Raw genomic sequence first — 16,050 nt, 5'->3', positions numbered from 1 at the left:
TGGAGCCCGTGAGCTGCGGTGTTAACCCCCTGGTCACGGCAAATCGGGACATTCTTCGTAGCTCTGCCCGGCGGCGTTCATGATTCGTTCACCTGGATCGGGGTGGCTGGTCACCTGCCCTGCTTAGCGTCACTTCCGACGGCAACCCCGCCACCTGGCCGAACCGCGCCAGCGTGACGGTCGGGGGAACCTGCCCGACGAAATCTGATGAGGAGACCCTCCGGTGAAGAACGGTTCTCGACTCGCCGCCCTTGGCGGTGTGGTCGTCGCGGGGGCGCTGGCCCTGTCGGCCTGCGGAAGTGACGACAACACGACCGAGGCCAGCAGCAGCAACGCGCCGTCCAGCCAGATCGACTGTGCGAAGAGCAGCGCGAACGCGGCCGGGTCCAGCGCCCAGAAGAACGCCATCGAGGAATGGACCAAGATCTACGCACAGCAGTGCAAGGGTGCCAACCTCAACTACAACCCGAACGGTTCGGGCTCCGGCATCCAGGCGTTCACCGCGGGCCAGGTGGCCTTCGCCGGCTCCGACTCGGCGCTCAAGCCCGAGGAGGTCGGCCCGGCCAAGCAGCGCTGCCAGGGCTCCAACGCCCTCAACCTGCCGATGGTCGTCGGCCCGGTCGCCGTCGTCTACAACGTCCAGGGCGTGGACGGGCTGAAGCTGTCGCCCGAGACGATCGCGAACATCTTCGCCGGCAAGATCAAGAAGTGGAACGACCCGGGCATCGCCAAGGAGAACGGGGGCGCCAAGCTCCCCTCCTCGGACATCAAGACGATCTACCGCTCGGACGAGTCGGGCACCACCGACAACTTCACGAACTACCTGCACACCACCGCGCCGAAGATCTGGACGTGGGAGAAGGCCAAGAAGTGGCCGAACTCGGTCGGCCAGGGCGCGCCGAAGTCCGACGGCGTGACCAGCCAGGTCAAGAACACCGCCGGCGCGATCTCCTACGTCGAGCTGTCGTACGCGACCAACAACAAGCTCCAGACCGCGCAGGTGAAGAACGGCGCCGGTGAGTACACCACGCTGTCGCCGGAGAGCGCGTCCAAGGCCGTCACCGGCGCCAAGGTCGTCGGCACCGGCAACGACGTCGCGCTGAAGATCGACTACACCACCAAGGAGCCCGGGGCCTACCCGATCGTCCTGGTGACCTACGAGATCGCGTGCGAGAAGGGCCTGCCGGCCGAGCAGTCCAAGTTCGTCAAGTCCTTCCTCACCTACACCTCCAGCGCCGACGGCCAGAAGGTCCTGACGGGCCTCGGCTACGCCCCCGTCCCGGACAGCGTCCTGACCAAGGTCCAGGCGTCCGTGAAGGCCCTGGCCTGAGGCAGCCGTCCTGACGACCGATGACGACACCAGCAGCCCCGCCGCCGAGGAGCTCGGCGGCGGGGCCGGTCTGGGTTCCGCCGATGTGATCCAGGGAGGACCCCCCGTGACCAGCGAGACCGGCGTCGAGGCGACCGCCGGCGCAAGGCACCGCGGCGCCACAAGCCTGCGGATGAGCACCGGCCGCGCCGGTGACAAGATCTTCGTCTCGGCGGCCCGGGGCTCGGGCATCGTCGTGCTGGCGATCATGGCCGCGATCGCGGTCTTCCTCGTCTGGAAGGCGATCCCGGCGCTTCAGGACAACAAGGCGAACTTCCTCACCGCCGAGGAGTGGAACCCCAACGCGACCGAGCCGAGGTTCGGCATCGCGCAGCTCGCGTTCGGCACGATCGTGTCGTCGCTGCTGGCGATGCTCATCGCGACGCCGATCGCGATCGGCATCGCGCTGTTCATCTCGTTCTACTCGCCGCGCAGGCTGGCCTCCGCGCTCGGCTACGTCGTCGACCTGCTCGCCGCCGTGCCGAGCATCGTGTACGGGCTGTGGGGCCTCGCCTTCCTGTCCAAGCACATGGACGGCATCAGCACGTTCCTCAACGACGTGCTCGGCTGGATCCCGCTGTTCGGCGGCGACTCGCCCGGCAAGAACTCGATCTTCACCGCCTCGGTGGTGCTGGCGATCATGATCCTGCCGATCATCTCCTCGATCACCCGCGAGGTGTTCCTCCAGGTCCCGCGGGCCAACGTGGAGGCCGCGCTCGCGCTCGGCGCCACCCGCTGGGAGACGATCCGGCTCGCGGTGCTGCCCTACGGCCGCTCCGGCATGATCGGCGCCTCGATGCTCGGCCTCGGCCGCGCGATGGGCGAGACGATCGCGGTCGCGATGGTGCTGACCTACGTGCCCGGCATCAACATCCACCTGCTGGAGAACGGCGGCGCGACGTTCGCCTCCAACATCGCCAACAGCTTCGACGAGGCCACGGCCACCGGACGCGGCGCGCTGATCGCCTCCGGTCTCGTGCTGTTCGCGATCACGCTCGTCATCAACATGGTCGCCCGGGCCGTCGTCGCCCGGCGCAAGGAGTTCGTGTGAGTTCCCTGACCACCCCCTCCCGCGCGGCCTCGCTCGGCTCGGTCTCGCTCGGCCGCAAGATCAAGGACAGGGCCGTCCAGGGCCTGGTCTACCTGGCCTTCGCGCTCGCGCTGATCCCGCTGGTGTCGGTGCTGTGGACGGTCGTCGGCAACGGCGCCAAGCGCCTGGACGCCGACTTCCTCAACCACTCCATGAACGGGGTGAGCGGGCGCGACACCGGCGGCGGCGCCTACCACGCCATCATCGGCACCCTCGAACAGGTCGCGATCGCCAGCCTGATCGCGGTGCCGATCGCGGTGCTGACGGCGATCTACCTGGTCGAGTACGGCGCGAACGGGCGGCTGGCCCGCGTGGTCAGCTTCTTCGTCGACGTCATGACCGGCATCCCCTCGATCGTCGCGGGCCTGTTCGTCCTCGCGCTGTGGCTGCTCACGCTCGACTTCGGCTTCTCCGGCCTCGCGGGCGCGCTGTCGCTGACGATCCTGATGATCCCGACGGTGGTCCGGGCGACGGAGGAGATGCTCAAGCTGGTGCCGAACGAGCTGCGCGAGGCGTCCTACGCGCTGGGCGTCCCGCGCTGGCGGACGATCCTGTTCGTCGTCGTCCCGACCGCGCTCACCGGCATGATCACCGGCATCATGCTGGCGGTGGCGCGGGTCATGGGCGAGACCGCCCCGCTGCTGCTCACGATCTTCTTCACCAAGGCGATCAACACCGACCCGCTCTCCGGGCCGCAGGGCTCGCTGCCCACCTTCATCTGGGAGCAGGCGAAGGACCCGAGCCAGAACTCGATCGACCGCGCCTGGACCGGCGCCCTCGTCCTGATCCTCATCATCATGCTGCTGAACCTGGTCGCCCGCATCATCGCCGGACGGCGCGCCCCCACCGGCCGCTGACCCCCCCCAGCACAACTGGCACGACCTGGCCTGACCCACCCGACAAGGAGCATTCACCCCATGGCCAAGCGGATCGAAGTGTCCGGACTGCACGCCTACTACGGCGGCGTCCACGCCATCGAGGACATCTCGATGACGATCGAGCCGCGCTCGGTGACGGCGTTCATCGGGCCGTCGGGCTGCGGCAAGTCGACGTTCCTGCGCACCCTCAACCGGATGCACGAGGTCATCCCGGGCGCCCGCGTCGAGGGCAAGGTCATGCTGGACGACGAGGACCTGTACGCGTCCTCGGTCGACCCGGTCGCCGTGCGCCGCGTCGTCGGCATGGTCTTCCAGCGCCCGAACCCGTTCCCGACCATGTCGATCTACGACAACGTCGCCGCCGGGCTGAAGCTCAACGGCGTCCGCCGCAAGAGCCAGCTCGACGAGATCGTCGAGGAGTCGCTGCAGGGCGCCAACCTGTGGAACGAGGTCAAGGACCGGCTGGGCAAGCCCGGGGCGGGCCTGTCGGGCGGTCAGCAGCAGCGCCTGTGCATCGCCCGCGCCATTGCCGTCCAGCCGCAGGTCATGCTGATGGACGAGCCCTGCTCGGCGCTCGACCCCATCTCCACGCTGGCCATCGAGGACCTCATCGGCAAGCTGAAGAGCCAGTACACGATCGTCATCGTCACCCACAACATGCAGCAGGCGGCCCGCGTCAGCGACCGCACCGCCTTCTTCAACATCGCGGGAACGGGCCAACCCGGCAAGCTCATCGAGATCGACGACACCAGCAAGATCTTCACCAACCCGGAGCAGAAGGCCACCGAGGACTACATCACGGGCAGGTTCGGATAGCTGCGTTCATGGCATCGCCCTTGGCGTCGGGCGCTGGGCGCCCTCCTTCGGCGGGCACCGCGGCGATCGCCGGCATCGCTCCGAACTCGCCTGGCGGCTCGCTTCGCGATCAGATGCCTGCTTCGCTCGCATCCGCCTTCGGACGCGATCGCGGTGCCGGGGTCCTCGGCGGCCGCGGGAGTTGCCGGGGTCAGGCGGGGGCGTGGGTGTTCTCCTCGGTGTCGCCCGGGTCGTGTTCGGGGACGAAGCGGTAGCCGACGTTGCGGACGGTCCCGATGAGGGACTCGTACTCGGCGCCCAGCTTCGCGCGGAGGCGGCGGACGTGGACGTCGACGGTGCGGGTGCCGCCGAAGTAGTCGTAGCCCCACACCTCCTGGAGGAGCTGGGCGCGGGTGAAGACCCGCCCGGGGTGCTGGGCGAGGTACTTCAGCAGCTCGAACTCCTTGAACGTGAGGTCGAGGACGCGGCGGCGCAGCCGGGCGGTGTAGGTGGCCTCGTCGATGGTCAGCTCGCCGCTGCGGATCTCGCCGGGGGCGTCGTCGTCCTCGCCGGCGGCGGCGGCGCGTCCGGCGGCGAGGCGGAGGCGGGCCTCGACCTCGGCGGGCCCGGCGGTCTGCAGGAGCAGGTCGTCCAGGCCCCACTCGCTGCTGAGCGCCGCGAGGCCGCCCTCGGTCACGACGCCGAACAGCGGGGCGTCCAGGCCCGTGGTGCGCAGCAGCCGGCACAGGCTCTTGGCCTGGACGAGGTCGCGCCGCGCGTCCACCAGGACGACGTCGGCGGGCGGCGCGTCGATGAGCGCGGACGCCTCGGCGGGCGCGACGCGCACCGGGTGCAGCAGCAGCCCGAGCGCGGGCAGGATCTCCTCGGAGGGCTCCAGTGCGCTGGTCAGCAGGAGCAAGCTGCTCACGTGCCGCCTCCTCGTCCCAAAAGGCGTAGGACCCAGGCGGCTCATCGTCTGAGCCCCGGCACGGTCGGCGGCTCGAAGACGAGGTGACCATGAAGGCTCTGATGAACTCCATGGCCTCGTCGCCCGGATCCCTCCCGGTGAGCATATCCGAGGCGGTCTCACGGCAGGCGGAGCGGCGGTGCCGGAACCGGGATGAGACGCTGTCCTCATGGCCACGGGAACGATCCGGTACTGGGCGGCGGCGAAGGCCGCGGCGGGCGTCCACGAGGAGCCCTACGACGCGGTGACGCTCGCGGACGCCGTGTCGGCGGCGCTCGCGCGGGACGGCCGCGGCGAGGAGTTCCGCCGCGTCGTCGGCCGCAGCTCGTTCCTCGTGGACGGCGACCCGGTCGGCACCCGCCCGCACGCGTCCGTGGCGCTGCCCGAGGGCGGCGTCGTCGAGGTGCTGCCGCCCTTCGCGGGCGGCTGAGGGGGCGGCTGAGCGGGCGGCTGAGCGGGCGGCTGAGGGGGCGGCTGAGCGGGCGGCTGAGCGGGCGGCTGAGCGGGCGGCTGACCGCCGGGCCGCGCGCGCCCCGCGCCCAGCTCACGGGACTACGCGGGTCATGCTCCGAACCTACGGGCGGCCCCGGCGATCTCATTCTGCGGCGCGACCCTTTTGGTGTGGTCCGCGCACTATCGTGTGGGCCGATCGCGTGCCGTCGCCTGAAGGAGTGACATGCGGAAAGTACTGCTGGTGCTGCTGATCCTGCTGGTCGTCGGCGTGGCCGCCGCCGACCGGATCGGCGTCCGCGTCGCGCAGGACGAGATCGGCAAGCAGGTCGCCGCCGAGTACAACCTCCCCGAGCGGCCGGACGTCACGATCCACGGCATCCCGTTCCTGACCCAGGCGATCGGCGGTGACTACGGCCACATCGACGTGAAGATCGGCGTCTGGACGAGCGAGGGCGTCACCGTCAACGACGTCAAGGTCGACATGCGGGACGTGAAGGCGCCGCTCCCCGACGTCCTGTCGGGCGGCACGGCCAACGTGGTCGCTGGCAAGGCCACCGCGTCCGCCGTCGTCCCCTACGAGGCCGTCCAGAAGCAGGCGCCGAGGCAGGTCAAGAGCATCAAGCCGAAGGGCGACGACCTGGAGCTGGAGATGACCGGGACGATGTCGGGCATCCCGGTCGCGGGCACCGCGGTCGTCTCGGCGAAGCCGACGGCCAAGGGCATCGCCGTCACCCCGGTCTCCTTCACGTCGAGGGCGGGCGCGCAGGTGCCGATGGCGCTGGTGCGCGGGCCGCTGACCTGGGTCGTCCCGATCCCGGAGCTGCCCGTCGGATCGCGGATCAGCAAGCTGGAGCCCACCGAGGCGGGGCTGCGGGTCGAGGCGACCGCGACCGACGTCCGGCTGAACGACCCGGAGCGGTCGCAGCGGCTGAAATAGGCCCGCCGGGTTGTGAACCGGGCGGGGAGGGCGTACGTGTCAGTGGTGTGGGTCCAACCGCGGATGAGCGTTTGCTGCGCGTCCTGTACAGCGAGCACGGCGGTCCCCTACTCGGCTACGTCCTGCGCCTGACCGGCGGGGACCGCACCCAGGCGGAGGACGTCGTGCAGGAGACGCTCCTGCGCGCCTGGAAGCATCCTGAGGCGCTCGCGGGACGTCCGGTGCGGCCGTGGCTGTTCACCGTCGCGCGCAACCTCGTGGTGGACGCGCACCGGGCCAGGCGCGCGCGGCCGCCCGAGACCGGCATCGACGAGCAGGTCCTGATGACGGAGTCGGGTTCGGACGACATCGACCGGGCGCTGGAGTCCTGGACGGTGGCCGAGGCGCTGGCCCAGCTGTCGCCGCCGCACCGCGCCGTGCTGGTGGAGACCTACTACCGGGGCCGGTCGGTGGCCGAGGCGTCCAAGACGCTGGGCATCCCGCCCGGCACGGTGAAGTCCCGCACGTACTACGCGCTGCGGGCGCTCAAGCTCGCGTTGGAGGAGCGGGGGCTCGCGCCATGAACGACTGCACGGAGGTCCGCACCTCCCTGGGGGTGTACGTGCTGGGCGCGATCGACCCGGTCGAGCGCGGCCAGGTGGAGGCGCACCTGGAGCGCTGCCCCGCCTGCCGGGACGAGCTGGCCGGGCTCGCCGGGATGCCCGCGCTGCTCGGCCGGGTGGACGAGGCGCAGCTCAGCCAGATCACCGGCCCGCCACCCGAACTCCTGGACGGCCTGCTGGCCCGCGCGGCCGAGCGACGGAGGGGATGGCTCGGCCCGCTACGGCGGTGGTCGGGCGAGCGGGGCCCGCGTCTCGCGTGGGCTCCGCTCGCCGTCGCCGCGTGCCTGCTGGTGCTCGCCGGTGCGCTGTTCGGCGGCATGGTGTTCCCCTCCTCCGGCGGAGACCAGCGGGCCGCGCCGCCCGGCACCTCGGTGTCGCCGGGCCCGCCGTCGCCGACCAGTACGGGGGAGCGGATCGCGGCCGAGAGCCCCAACAGCAAGGTCAAGGGCTTCGTGATGCTCCGCAAGAAGAAGTGGGGCACCGAGGTCGAGCTGTATGTGTCGGGCGTCCCGAAGGGGTCGCGGTGCCGGCTGCTGGTGATCGCCCGCGACGGCCGGCGGGACGCGCTCGGGAGCTGGTACGTCCCCTACGACAAGGGCTACGGCCGCTACTACGGCTCGACGATGTTCCCCCGGGGCGCGCTGTTCTCCCTGGAGATCGTGGGCCTGGACGGCACGCCTCTCCTCACGATCCCCACCTGATCCCGCGTCCCCCGGAAGAATCCCGGGCACGCGCGGGTTGTCCACGGGGATGGAAGGCGTACTGGTCGCCGCCGCGGTCCTCGCGGCGGCCACGTTGTTCGGCCTGCTCAGGCGGCGCCGCGACGGAGTGCTGCGCGCGTCCTCCCGCGTGCGGGAGGGCGGCGGCGTGCACACCCTGAACCCGGACGAGCTGGGCGCCGACCTTGGGGCGAAGGCCACCCTCGTCCAGTTCTCCAGCGCGTTCTGCGCGCCCTGCCGCGCGACCCGCCGCGTCCTCGGGGACGTCGCGGGCATGGTCGAGGGCGTCTCCCACGTCGAGCTGGACGCGGAGTCGCACCTGGAGCTGGTCCGCAGGCTCAACGTGATTCGGACCCCCACCATCCTGGTTCTGGACGCGGCCGGGCGCGTCGTCCGGCGCGCGTCCGGAACCCCCCGCAAGGCCGACGTCATCGCCGCGCTGGGCCTGGCGATACCCGACGCGTGAGCCCCCTCCGGGCTCCGCCGTCCCCGTTGTTGACCTGCGGGAAGACGAATGTAACTGTCTCGCAAGGCGAGACGGATGTGACAGGGCGTCGATTGTCGGCTTACCATCGTGTCCGTGCGTTACTGGACAGAGCAGATGCTCACGAAGCGCCGCGCGGTGGATTTCTGCCGCGTGGCCGCCTCGCTCTGTCGCATGGCCTGAGGCATCGAGCCCGTTCGCCCCGAGCACTCCGTTTCCAGCTCGTACGCACGTTTCCTCCACTCTGGAGCACCCCGATGCAGGTCGATCCTCGTGGGCAGCGCTTCGCGGCGGCCGCCACGACGGTGGTACTGGTCGCGGTCCTGGTATGGGGAAGCGGGGCCCTGCTCGCCGCCCAGGCCGTCGTGTTCGCGCTCGCGACCATCCTCGGCCTTCGGTACGCCCCGTACGGACTGCTCTTCGCAGTGCTGATCCGTCCCCGTCTGGCCCCGCCCAGGGAGCTTGAGGACGCGGCGCCGCCCCGCTTCGCGCAGGGCGTCGGCCTCGTGTTCGCCCTGGTCGGAACCGTCGGATACGCGACGGGGACCACATGGCTCGGTATCGGTGCCACCGCCCTCGCGCTGGGAGCGGCCTTCCTGAACGCCGCGTTCGGGTTCTGCCTCGGCTGCGAGATGTATCTGCTCGTCCGGCGCGTCGCCGCGCGGCTCGGAGGAGGTGAGGGGGCGCCCTCGCCCCAGCGGCACTGATCCGCGCGGCACCCGCACCATCAGCACCACCCGCACCACCGCAAGACCCGGCACCACAGCACAACCGCGAAGATTCGCTCCGACAGGGAGGTACCCGCATGAGCCGTTCCGACGTCCTGGTGGACGCCGAATGGGTCGAGTCCAACCTCGACTCGCCCGGTCTCGTTCTCGTCGAGGTCGACGAGGACGTGTCCGCCTATGACAAGGGCCACATCCGTGGCGCTGTCAAGATCGACTGGAAGACGGAGCTGCAGGACCCGGTCCGCCGCGACTTCGTCGACAAGACCGGCTTCGAGCAGCTGCTGTCCTCCAAGGGCATCGCCAACGACGACCTGGTGATCCTCTACGGCGGCAACAACAACTGGTTCGCCGCGTACGCGTACTGGTACTTCAAGCTGTACGGGCACGAGAAGGTGCAGCTTCTCGACGGCGGCCGCAAGAAGTGGGAGCTGGACTCCCGCGAGCTGGTCACCGACGTCCCGTCCCGTCCGGCCACCGAGTACAAGGCCAAGGACCAGGACCTGTCGATCCGCGCCTTCCGCGAGGAGGTCGTGGACGCGATCGGCACCAAGAACCTGATCGACGTCCGCTCGCCGGACGAGTTCAGCGGCAAGCTGCTCGCCCCGGCGCACCTGCCGCAGGAGCAGGCGCAGCGGGCCGGGCACGTCCCGACCGCGCGCAGCATCCCGTGGTCGAAGGCGGCCAACGACGACGGCACGTTCAAGTCCGACGAGGAGCTCCGCGAGATCTACGGCGCGGCCGGGGTGGACCTGAGCAAGTCCACCATCGCCTACTGCCGCATCGGCGAGCGCTCGTCCCACACCTGGTTCGCGCTCCGCGAGCTGCTCGGCCTCCAGGACGTCAAGAACTACGACGGCTCCTGGACCGAGTACGGCTCGCTCGTCGGCGTCCCGATCGAGCTCGGCGAGCCCAAGTAAGTCCAGCCAGACCTTCCGTAGACCTTCCCGTGTGCACGGAGATGGAGGAGCAATGACCCAGGGCTGCGCAGCGCCCGCGCAGACGGCGCACCTTCCGGCGACCGTCGACCTCGACAACGAGGCCGTCATCCAGGGGACCGTCACCCGTGACGGCGCCCCGGTGTCCAGCGCCTACGCGCGCCTTCTCGACTCGACCGGCGAGTTCACCGCCGAGGTGGTCACCGGCGACGAGGGCGTGTTCCGGTTCTTCGCCGCCGACGGCGACTGGACCGTGCGCGTTCTCGCCGCGGGCGGCGTGAGCGTCGACAACGCCGTCACGGCCAAGATCGGCGAGGTCGCCGCGCTTGAGGTCGCGATCTGAGCAGAGCCTTCGCGGGCAATCCTTCGGGCCCCGCCGTTCCGCCGCACGCGGGACGGCGGGGCCCGGTCGTGTCCGCGCCCGGTCCGGTGGGCTGGATAGCATCGGCGCGATGTCCCGACCGTCCGCGCGCTCGCCGCTGATCCTGCCCTGGGCCGCACTCCGGCTCGCGGGGCGGTTCGCGCTGCCGCTGAGCCTGTGGTTCACGCTGGGCGAGCTGCTGCGGTACGGCGCGATGTACGGCGGGTACCGGCTCGGCGAGATGAAGGGCACGGCGGCGGCCGTGGCGCCGCTGCTGACCGTCGGCGTCCTCGTGATGGTCACGCTGGCGGTCGCGGTCGCGATGGTGCACTGCGTCCGCGAGGGGCTGGACGTCGTGCACGCCCGCGAGTCCGGCGGCGGCCTGACGGCCTGGGCCGTCGGCAACGAGGAGCCGGTCGCCGGTGCGATGGGCCGCGCCGCGCTCCCCTTCGTGATCTTCTACCTCGGCTGGGGGCTCCAGAGCGAGGACGCCCGCGCGTTCGCGGACGAGGCGGCGAGCCGCGGCTTCGCCGAGAACGGGTTCGAGGGGCAGATCAAGGGCGTCGGCATGCTCGTCTCGCTGGAGGAGCACGTTCCGCTGGCGATCGGGCTGACCGTCGGGTTCTTCGTCGTCCGGCTCCTGGTCGAGTGGCTGCTGGAGGAGCGGTCGCAGCGCTCGTTCGGCGCGCTCATCGCCTTCCTGGAGATCAACTTCGCGCTGTTCGGCATCTTCACGATCGACCACCTGCGGGGCGAGGGCGTCGACTGGTTCACCCGGCGGCGGGCGTGGGGGTGGGTCACCGACGTGGCCGGGCCCGTCCTCGACCAGTGGCCGCCGTTCAAGGACGCGGTGCTCGGCGCGCTGATCTGGCTCGTCATCGCCGGGGTCATCCTCGGCCTGGACGCGCGCGACGAGCAGGTCGTGCTCGGCCGGAGCCGGGCGGCGGAGCGGCTGGCACGCGCCGGCGGCCTGGACCGCGTCAACAGCCCGCGCGAGATCCTGACCCGGGGCTTCCGCGAGATGTGGCTGCCCGCCTGGTACGGGCTGCGGCTCGTCCGCCGGTCGGGGGTGCTGCCGTTCGCGACGTTCTGCCTGCTGTTCACCGGCCTGGACGTCGCGGAGGACGCCTCGCGGCGGCTGGTCTACGAACTGCTCGGCCCGCACGAGGTCACGTGGTGGATGCCGAGGCTGCCGCTCGTCGGGTTCGGGACGGCGCTGGTCTTCCAGATCCTGCGGATCTGCCTGCTCGCGGCGGCGTTCAACCTGGTCATGGCGCGGGTCACGGCGCGAACCGCAGCGAAGGCAGTGGTCCCTTCGGCCGTGAGTACGCCGGGGGCCGCACCTCCAGCACCAGCAGGTCGGCCTTGGCCCGGGGCACCGTCCCCCGGACCGTGATCCGGACCGGGACGCCCGGCCGGGCCGCGCCGGTGCCGAGGCCGGTCGCGGCCCACGCGCGGCCGTCGCCGTCGCGGAGCCGGTAGACGATCCCGTACGCGCCGACGGCCTTGGCGGCCGCCGCGTCCTTCGCGACGACGGCGAGCGTCACCCGGACCTCGGCCACCTCGGCCGACCCCGGCGGGGCGCCGGACGCGGGCCTGAGCAGGGGCGCGGCGGTCCGCCGGTCGACGACCTGCCAGCGCGCTCCGGCCAGTTCCCCGGCCGCCCCGCGCGGGACCGTCGTGACCTTCTCTTCCGGCTTCAGATTGCTGCGGACGTCGCGGGTCTCGTCCAGCCAGTGGACGGTGAGCAGCGCGGGCAGCAGGGTGGCGAGCGCGATCGCCTGCACGACCCGCCGGTCGCGGGGCCGCATCCGCGGCCCCGCCCCGGTCTGGGCCGGGAGGTCGGGCCGGGTCTGCGCCGGGTCGCCGGTCATCGGCGTCCCCGCACGTCGTAGCGTTCGGGCGCGGCGCGGATCAGCTCGGCGGCGCGGGCCCTGGTGAGCCCGAGGTCGATGTCGGCCTCGGCGGACAGCTGCGGCAGCAGCCCGCCGGTCCCCACCACCAGGTGCGCGCCCGCCACCCGCTCCTTGGGCAGCTCGAACACGAACGCGGTCGGCGTCCAGATCATCGGCTGGAACAGCGGCTGGACGACCTCGCCCGCGCCCGGCCGCGGACCGTCCCGGAACGACAGGCCCCCGGACGTCTCCAGCTTCGCCGCCGCCAGCTTCAGCGGCTCGCGTTCGGCTTTCGCCCACAGCCGCACGACCAGGTAGACGCCCTCGGTGCCCACGGGCGGCGGATCGCCCAGCGACAGGCCCGGCGCCAGCGACCGCGCCGCCTCCACCCGGTCGACCCGCACGCTGAACACGCGGTTGCCGACCACCTGCCCGATTCCGCCGCCGTCGCGGATCGGTTCGAGCGCCCGCGCCCGGACGTGCGGGCCGATCGAATGCAGCCACATCGCTCCGGCGAGCAGGGCCGTCCCGCCGACCCCCGCGCCGCCCTGCGTCAGCAGTCTCCGGACGTTCACCGCGGCCGCACCCTCGGGGCGGCGACGGGGAGGGTCAGCCGCCCGGCGAGCGAGCCGTCCTCCAGATCGACCCGCCAGGCGTAGGTGTCATCGGTGAACCCGTGGTCGTACTCCCATTCGCGCAGGCCCACGGTGAACCGGCGGGGCGCGTCCGCCGGGCCCGTCTTCCACATCGCCGAGACCTCGACCGGCAGCCCCGGCTGCGTCGTGCCGGTCTTCGCGCCCCCGGCGATGCCCTCCACCTGGTCGGGCTTGACCCATTTGCCCGCCTTGGTGCGGGCGGCGAGGCCGTCGCGCAGCCCGCCGAAGCCCAGCGAGACGGTCTCCTCGCCCTGGTTGAGCACCCACAGCCGGACGATCACGAACCGCTGCCGTCCGGAGCCGAGGTCGGCGTTCGCCGTGCCGATCCGCGCGTCCCGCACGACGACCTTGAACAGGCCGAGGTCGACCGCCTTCCCCGGCGCGGTCGCGGGCTCGCGCGGCCGCGCCGCGAACCCGCCCGCCGTCCACAGCACGGGAACCAGGACGGCGGCCACCGCGAGCGCGCACACGGGCACCAGCCGGCGCCGCGACGCGCGCTCGCCGGGACTCGGAGGGACCGGTGCGGTGGATTGCACCCGCCAGATGGTAATACGCCATTACCCTTCACCCCGTGACGGAGATGATCGACTACGGGCGTTTCGCCGACCGGCTCGCCCCGCCCCGCCCCCGCTGGGACCTGCTGCGCGAGTTCCAGGAGGAGTGGGGATACGCGGTGCCCGCCGACGCGACCCCCTGGGCCAAATGGTCGGAGGACGAGCACCAGACGTATATACGGCGCCTCAAAGGAGAATGGACGGGCGAGGAGGACGACGAGTTCGAGGGCGTCGACTTCTCCCTCGCCGTCCCCCAGGCCCTGGACGAGTGGTGGGAACTCCCCTTCAATTCCTTCACCCACTCGCCGCGCCTGTACTGGACCAATCCCGTCTACCCGCCGACCGTCCGGCCCGACCCGTCCGGGTACGGCGTCGCCGAGGGGCTGCCCAAGGACAACCCGTACGTCGGCCCGGACGACGACCTGCGCGTCTGCGTCTTCAAGGCCGAATACGAGTACTGCAACGAATGGGGCTACCTCGCCGCCGAGGCGGGCCAGGACGACCCCCGCGTGCTCGTCACGATCTCCGATGACGAATGGGTTCCGCAGGCCCGGTCGATCTCGGAGTTCTTCGTCCAGCTCGCCGTGCAGCGCCTCCCGGCGAGCCTCGGCTGGTGCCTGCGCCTGGACGCCGGCGACTTCCCGGGCGCCCCGGTGGGCGAGCGCCTGGACGCGGCGTACCGTCCGATGGGATTCGAGCCCTGGCGCGAACTCGGCGTCCACAGCCTGGCCTACGGCGGCCCCGACGTGATCGTGCACCACGACCGCGAGAACGCCTGCGACTTCCCGGTGACCATCAGCGCCAGGACCCGCGACGCCCTCGCCGCGGCCGCCCGCACACTCGGCTGGGAATGGGACGACGCGCAAGTCGAGCCACCGGCCGAATAGGAGCGGCGCGGATCGACGTCCGCCCGAATCTCGGTAATGTGCTCACTGCTCATGGTTCGGTCATCGCCGGGAGGGCTGGTGCGACGACGCAAAGCGATCGCGCTCATGGCGGCCACCGCGTTCGGCGGCGTGCTCGCGCCTCCCCTTTTCGCGTCCCCCGCCCTGGCCGCGCCCTGCGAGGAGCCCCTGGTCTACGGCAGCCCCGCGAACCAGCTCCCCCGGCAGCTCTGGCCGGAGGAGAGGCTGAACTACGTGGACGCCTGGACCCACACCCGCGGCAAGGGGGTGAAGGTCGCCATCGTCGACAGCGGCGTGGACACCTCGCACCCCCAGCTGCGCGGACGCGTCGCCCCCTACGACGTGACCAGGTCCGGCCTCCAGGACTGCGTGGGCCACGGCACCCAGGTCGCGGGCATCATCGGCGGCCGGGACCTGCGCGCCCAGGGCATCTCGTTCTTCGGCGTCGCCCCCGAGGCGCAGCTCATCTCGGTGAAGATGGCCGTGAAGTCGCAGGGCAACGACTCCCGCTGGACGCCGCTGGCGATCCGCAAGGCCGTCGACCTGGGCGCCAAGGTCATCAACATCTCGTCCCAGTCCCCGGACCTGCCCGACCTGCGCCGGGCCGTGGCCTACGCCCAGCGGCACGACGTCGTGATCGTCTCGGTCGCCGGCAACCTCACCGACGAGCAGAAGCAGACCCCCGAGAAGTCCTATCCGGCGAGCTACCCGGGCGTGATCTCGGTCGGCGCGCTCTCCAAGGACGGCAAGCTGGCGGGCTTCTCCAACACCGTCACGCCGGTCACCGTGACCGCGCCCGGCCAGGCGGTCGTCAGCACCTGGCCGCGCGACGCCTACAAGGCCGACGACGGCACCAGCCTCGCCGCCCCCTACGTCGCCGGCACCGCGGCGCTGATCCGCTCCTTCAACCCGAGGCTCACCTACCTCCAGGTCAAGGAGCGCATCGAGAGGACCGCCGACGGCGCCCAGGTCCAGGGCACGGGGTCGGGCGTGGTGAATCCGCTCCGCGCGGTGACCACGGTCTCGACCGGCGCGGCGCCGGCGGCCCCCGCCGGCGCCCACCGGGTATCGATCGACCAGCCCCCGCCCGAAGACCACCTGGGCAAGGTGCTGGCCCTGTCCTTCACCGCCGCGGCCCTCACGGCCGCCGCGGCCATCGGCACGGCCGCGCTGATCACCCCCGCCGGCCGCCGCCGCAACTGGCGCCCCGGCGCCTGACCACGTCAGTCCAGAGCGTCCACGAAGCGGTCGGCCTCTTCGGGGGTCATCCCCGTTTCGGCGCTGACCAGGGCGACGGCCGAGCGGCGGTCGCCGGAGGCCACGAAGGCGCGTACCCGTTCTGAGAGCGGGCCGGCGGCGGCCGCTCCGGGCAGTCGGCCGTCCCTCAGGGCGTCCACATACTGCTTGCCGTCCTTGAGGCCGAGCCCCGCGGTCCGGACGAGGTGTTTGACCGCCTCTCTCGGCTTGCCCTCCGCCACCAGCGCGCGCGCCCGCGCCTCGACCTCGGCGGGGACGCGCCCCGCCAGGAACTCCACCTTGAGCCCGTCGACGTACACCTTCGCGGACAGCAGGTCGGCGCCGGTGGCCTTGCGGACGAGGCGGACCGCCGCCACCGGCTTGCCGTCGGCGACCAGTTTCATGGCGTGGGCACGCGTCTCGGGGAGCGCGTTGTGAATGGGCACGGGTTGATTCTTGGCCACTGCTTCTCCTCAGTGGATCCGG

At 71.5% G+C, this 16,050-nt stretch carries 21 protein-coding genes; 16 read left to right on the top strand and 5 right to left on the bottom strand.

Annotation, left to right across the window (positions count from 1 at the left end):
• Positions 1–223: 223 nt before the first annotated feature.
• From pstS to pstB, 4 genes are all read left to right on the top strand, one after another.
• Positions 224–1,330, top strand: a complete 1,107-nt coding sequence (gene pstS / locus GNZ18_RS00180) for a phosphate ABC transporter substrate-binding protein PstS (protein ID WP_312874220.1) — start codon at positions 224–226, stop codon at positions 1,328–1,330.
• Between the two features lie 106 nt (positions 1,331–1,436).
• Complete coding sequence (pstC, locus tag GNZ18_RS00175) at positions 1,437–2,420, top strand: phosphate ABC transporter permease subunit PstC (protein ID WP_242891195.1); 984 nt, start codon at positions 1,437–1,439, stop codon at positions 2,418–2,420.
• On the top strand, positions 2,417–3,316 hold the full coding sequence (gene pstA / locus GNZ18_RS00170) for a phosphate ABC transporter permease PstA (RefSeq protein ID WP_308165902.1): 900 nt from the start codon (positions 2,417–2,419) through the stop codon (positions 3,314–3,316). Before pstC ends, pstA begins: the two co-directional genes overlap by 4 nt.
• A gap of 60 nt (positions 3,317–3,376) precedes the next feature.
• On the top strand, positions 3,377–4,153 hold the full coding sequence (gene pstB / locus GNZ18_RS00165) for a phosphate ABC transporter ATP-binding protein PstB (RefSeq protein WP_156214031.1): 777 nt from the start codon (positions 3,377–3,379) through the stop codon (positions 4,151–4,153).
• A gap of 190 nt (positions 4,154–4,343) precedes the next feature.
• On the opposite strand, the gene GNZ18_RS00160 is transcribed toward pstB, so the two are convergent.
• Positions 4,344–5,060: a winged helix-turn-helix transcriptional regulator gene (locus GNZ18_RS00160; protein WP_214616448.1), complete on the bottom strand. Its 717-nt coding sequence runs from the start codon at positions 5,058–5,060 to the stop codon at positions 4,344–4,346.
• Positions 5,061–5,268: 208 nt separating this feature from the next.
• Here GNZ18_RS00160 and GNZ18_RS00155 point away from each other — a divergent pair, with 208 nt between their 5' ends.
• The 10 genes from GNZ18_RS00155 to GNZ18_RS00115 all read left to right on the top strand — a co-directional run bounded on the left by GNZ18_RS00155 (position 5,269) and on the right by GNZ18_RS00115 (position 11,714).
• Positions 5,269–5,529, top strand: a complete 261-nt coding sequence (locus GNZ18_RS00155) for a MoaD/ThiS family protein (RefSeq protein WP_156214029.1) — start codon at positions 5,269–5,271, stop codon at positions 5,527–5,529.
• Between the two features lie 246 nt (positions 5,530–5,775).
• Positions 5,776–6,489, top strand: coding sequence for an LmeA family phospholipid-binding protein (locus tag GNZ18_RS00150; protein ID WP_156214028.1), 714 nt, complete (start codon positions 5,776–5,778; stop codon positions 6,487–6,489).
• Between the two features lie 71 nt (positions 6,490–6,560).
• Positions 6,561–7,052, top strand: a complete 492-nt coding sequence (locus GNZ18_RS00145) for a sigma-70 family RNA polymerase sigma factor (protein ID WP_173390578.1) — start codon at positions 6,561–6,563, stop codon at positions 7,050–7,052.
• Positions 7,049–7,792, top strand: coding sequence for an anti-sigma factor family protein (locus GNZ18_RS00140; protein WP_156214026.1), 744 nt, complete (start codon positions 7,049–7,051; stop codon positions 7,790–7,792). Before GNZ18_RS00145 ends, GNZ18_RS00140 begins: the two co-directional genes overlap by 4 nt.
• A 49-nt stretch (positions 7,793–7,841) precedes the next feature.
• Complete coding sequence (locus GNZ18_RS00135; protein ID WP_156214025.1) at positions 7,842–8,276, top strand: TlpA family protein disulfide reductase; 435 nt, start codon at positions 7,842–7,844, stop codon at positions 8,274–8,276.
• A gap of 135 nt (positions 8,277–8,411) precedes the next feature.
• Positions 8,412–8,477, top strand: a complete 66-nt coding sequence (locus tag GNZ18_RS43950; RefSeq protein ID WP_353819285.1) for a putative leader peptide — start codon at positions 8,412–8,414, stop codon at positions 8,475–8,477.
• Positions 8,478–8,551: 74 nt separating this feature from the next.
• On the top strand, positions 8,552–9,001 hold the full coding sequence (locus GNZ18_RS00130; protein ID WP_156214024.1) for a DUF4395 domain-containing protein: 450 nt from the start codon (positions 8,552–8,554) through the stop codon (positions 8,999–9,001).
• 98 nt (positions 9,002–9,099) lie between these two features.
• Positions 9,100–9,939 (top strand): sulfurtransferase, encoded by an 840-nt coding sequence (locus tag GNZ18_RS00125; protein WP_156214023.1) that lies wholly within the window; start codon positions 9,100–9,102, stop codon positions 9,937–9,939.
• 52 nt (positions 9,940–9,991) lie between these two features.
• Positions 9,992–10,300 carry a DUF1416 domain-containing protein gene (locus tag GNZ18_RS00120; RefSeq protein ID WP_156214022.1) on the top strand — a complete coding sequence of 103 codons (309 nt, stop codon included), beginning with the start codon at positions 9,992–9,994 and terminating at the stop codon, positions 10,298–10,300.
• Positions 10,301–10,409: 109 nt separating this feature from the next.
• On the top strand, positions 10,410–11,714 hold the full coding sequence (locus GNZ18_RS00115) for a hypothetical protein (RefSeq protein WP_156214021.1): 1,305 nt from the start codon (positions 10,410–10,412) through the stop codon (positions 11,712–11,714).
• On the opposite strand, the gene GNZ18_RS00110 is transcribed toward GNZ18_RS00115, so the two are convergent.
• From GNZ18_RS00110 to GNZ18_RS00100, 3 genes are read right to left on the bottom strand one after another with little or no spacing between them, the layout of a single operon-like run.
• Complete coding sequence (locus GNZ18_RS00110) at positions 11,599–12,192, bottom strand: hypothetical protein (RefSeq protein ID WP_156214020.1); 594 nt, start codon at positions 12,190–12,192, stop codon at positions 11,599–11,601. The two genes, GNZ18_RS00115 and GNZ18_RS00110, sit on opposite strands and share 116 nt — an antisense overlap.
• Entirely contained in the window at positions 12,189–12,788 is a 600-nt protein-coding gene (locus GNZ18_RS00105) for a hypothetical protein (RefSeq protein ID WP_156214019.1), read from the bottom strand. The genes GNZ18_RS00110 and GNZ18_RS00105 overlap by 4 nt, the downstream gene beginning before the upstream one ends.
• The gene (locus tag GNZ18_RS00100; protein ID WP_156214018.1) at positions 12,785–13,405 is read right to left on the bottom strand and encodes a hypothetical protein; all 621 of its coding nucleotides are present in this window, start codon (positions 13,403–13,405) and stop codon (positions 12,785–12,787) included. The genes GNZ18_RS00105 and GNZ18_RS00100 overlap by 4 nt, the downstream gene beginning before the upstream one ends.
• Positions 13,406–13,440: 35 nt before the next feature.
• Here GNZ18_RS00100 and GNZ18_RS00095 point away from each other — a divergent pair, with 35 nt between their 5' ends.
• Both GNZ18_RS00095 and GNZ18_RS00090 read left to right on the top strand, forming a co-directional pair.
• Positions 13,441–14,310 (top strand): hypothetical protein, encoded by an 870-nt coding sequence (locus GNZ18_RS00095; RefSeq protein WP_156214017.1) that lies wholly within the window; start codon positions 13,441–13,443, stop codon positions 14,308–14,310.
• Between the two features lie 78 nt (positions 14,311–14,388).
• Positions 14,389–15,546 carry a S8 family peptidase gene (locus GNZ18_RS00090; protein WP_173390577.1) on the top strand — a complete coding sequence of 386 codons (1,158 nt, stop codon included), beginning with the start codon at positions 14,389–14,391 and terminating at the stop codon, positions 15,544–15,546.
• 5 nt (positions 15,547–15,551) lie between these two features.
• Here GNZ18_RS00090 and GNZ18_RS00085 read toward each other — a convergent pair whose 3' ends face one another.
• Positions 15,552–16,010 carry a hypothetical protein gene (locus GNZ18_RS00085; RefSeq protein ID WP_156214015.1) on the bottom strand — a complete coding sequence of 153 codons (459 nt, stop codon included), beginning with the start codon at positions 16,008–16,010 and terminating at the stop codon, positions 15,552–15,554.
• Between the last annotated feature and the right edge of the window lie 40 nt (positions 16,011–16,050).

Source organism: Actinomadura litoris (assembly GCF_009733595.1).
Classification (GTDB): Bacteria; Actinomycetota; Actinomycetes; order Streptosporangiales; family Streptosporangiaceae; genus Spirillospora; species Spirillospora litoris.
The sequence above is the reverse complement of the archived record's forward strand: the minus strand, read 5'-3'. Positions and strand labels throughout refer to the sequence as shown.